The sequence below is a fragment of the Acidithiobacillus sp. TH-A36 genome (assembly GCF_057473445.1).
In genome coordinates, this window is the sequence record NZ_JBYCKP010000508.1 from 1 (window position 1) to 2,183 (window position 2,183).

General features: G+C 55.7%; 3 protein-coding genes. All 3 read right to left on the bottom strand.

Annotation, left to right across the window (positions count from 1 at the left end; genetic code table 11):
- Positions 1-447, bottom strand: a 447-nt coding sequence (locus AC2VLY_RS12930) for an aspartate-semialdehyde dehydrogenase (RefSeq protein WP_486891901.1), incomplete at its 3' end; no start/stop codon positions are given.
- Positions 448-460: 13 nt separating this feature from the next.
- On the bottom strand, positions 461-1,531 hold the full coding sequence (gene leuB / locus AC2VLY_RS12935; protein ID WP_193649663.1) for a 3-isopropylmalate dehydrogenase: 1,071 nt from the start codon (positions 1,529-1,531) through the stop codon (positions 461-463).
- Positions 1,528-2,085 carry a hypothetical protein gene (locus AC2VLY_RS12940; protein WP_486891900.1) on the bottom strand — a complete coding sequence of 186 codons (558 nt, stop codon included), beginning with the start codon at positions 2,083-2,085 and terminating at the stop codon, positions 1,528-1,530. Before AC2VLY_RS12940 ends, leuB begins: the two co-directional genes overlap by 4 nt.
- Positions 2,086-2,183: the final 98 nt, after the last annotated feature.

Below are 2,183 nucleotides of genomic sequence, written 5' to 3' on the forward strand. Positions count from 1 at the left end.
CACGGCATCGGCAATGGGTTTCAAAGCCAGCAACATCTGGATAGTGGAACAATTGGGATTGGCAATAATGCCCCGATTCACATGATCGGCAATACGCCAGGGATTGACTTCCGGGACCACCAGGGGAATATCGTCGTCATAACGGTACTGGGAGGTATTATCAATGACGACGCAGCCCGCTTCCGCCGCCAATGGCGCAAATTGGGCACTGACTTTGGCACCGGCAGAAAATAAGCCGATATCTACCTGGGACCAGTCAAAACTGGCCGCATCCTGCACCAGAACCTGCTTGCCCCGAAACGGCAGCCGTCCCCCTGCAGAGCGGCTACTGGCCAACAGGTAAAGCTGATCAACGGGAAACTTGCGCTGTTCCAGGATTTGCAGCATGACTTCGCCGACGGCACCCGTCGCCCCCAGTATGGCCACGTTATAATGAGATTTTTTCATGCTTCATTCATCCTCAGAGTTGCAACGCCTTGACCACCGCATGGCCCATGGCACGGGTTCCGACTACAGCTTCACCGGCTGCGGCAATATCGGCCGTACGCAGTCCCTCATCCAGAACTTTCTGAACCGCCTTTTCCACCCGTTGCGCCCATGCTTCGTTACCCAGAGAATGACGCAACATCATGGCCACAGACAAAATCGTGGCCAGCGGATTGGCTTTATCCTGCCCGGCAATATCCGGAGCAGAGCCATGAATGGGTTCATACATGCCCCGCCCCTCGCCCAGGGAAGCCGAAGGCAACATACCGATGGAGCCGGTCAGTTGACTGGCCTCATCCGACAGAATGTCACCAAACATATTCCCTGTGAGCAGCACATCAAACTGGGCAGGCGCACGAATCAGCTGCATCGCTGCATTGTCCACATACATGTGGGTTAACTGGACATCGGGATACTCCGCTGCCAATTCAGTCACCACTTCGCGCCACAGACGGGTGGTTTCGAGGACATTGGCCTTGTCTACCGAACATAACTGTTTACGGCGACCCTGTGCTGCCTTGAAGGCAACGTGGGCAATGCGCCGGATTTCGTCTTCGTCATATACCATGGTGTTGTAGGCACGACGCTTGCCGTCCACCAGCTCCGCAGCCCTGGGCTGACCAAAGTAAATATCACCCGTCAGCTCGCGCACCACCAGAATATCCACATCCCGCACCAGCTCCGGACGCAGTGGCGATGCACTCAATAACTGCGGGAAAATTTGTGCTGGCCGTAAATTGGCAAACAAATCCAGATTCTTGCGCAGGCGCAGCAAACCCTGCTCGGGACGCTTGGCCGGAGGCAGACCGTCCCAGCGCGGGCCACCGACAGCACCCAGAATGACCGCATCAGCAGCCATGGCCAACTGCAGGGAAGCTTCAGGCAAGGGGTCATCAGCCGCATCCAGGGCGGCACCACCGACCAATCCATCGGTACATTGCAAATTCAGGCCTGCAGCCTGGTCTACGGCATCCAGCACCATTCGCGCCGCGTCCACAATTTCGGGTCCAATCCCGTCACCCGGGAATATTGCTATTTTTTTCATGCCAGATCCTTTTTCATGACAATACGAATAATAAAGGGGTTTTCTGTTCCCGGATGCGGATTCTCGGGAATATGGGTAAAAGGGTAAGTACCAATACCCAAATCATAGGGATTGGCCTCGGCAATGGCGCATACCCGGGCATCGGCCCCGGCAGGGTCACGGAGGGTAAATTGCAGCCCGGCGACATCCTCGCGCTTGCGGGCCGCATCAATATACATGCGGCGGGTAATTTCACTGTGCAACACCTTGAAAAATTGCACGACGGTTTCCAGCTCTATGCCGAAACGGGACTGCAGCGCAGCACTTTCTTCCAGACGCCGGGCACTGGCCCGGGGCAAATCGCGCAAAAAATCACCATTACGCGCCGTGTTCAGCAGCAACTGGCGCAGCTCGGCATTTTCCGGGAGTTGGGCGAAGCCATTATAATGCAAAATAAACAACGCCTCGGGCAGCGGCAATTCTGCGACGCGCTCCTGATTGGGAATACCAGCATCAACCACTACCCCACGGGGGGGAGCAGTCGGTCCTGACTTGCCCCGCAACCAATCCCACATACCTGCTCCGGGTTTTACTTGTCTGAGAATTGTGGAAGGATAGCATAGGCTTTTATGACAGGGCAGCAGCCAAATATCATGCACATCCAGCAATCTGT

Excerpts from the sequence above, each read along its gene's own strand:
- leuB (WP_193649663.1), bottom strand. The coding sequence starts at position 1,531 with ATGAAAAAAATAGCAATATTCCCGGGTGACGGGATTGGACCCGAAATT.
- AC2VLY_RS12940 (WP_486891900.1), bottom strand. The coding sequence starts at position 2,085 with ATGTGGGATTGGTTGCGGGGCAAGTCAGGACCGACTGCTCCCCCCCGT.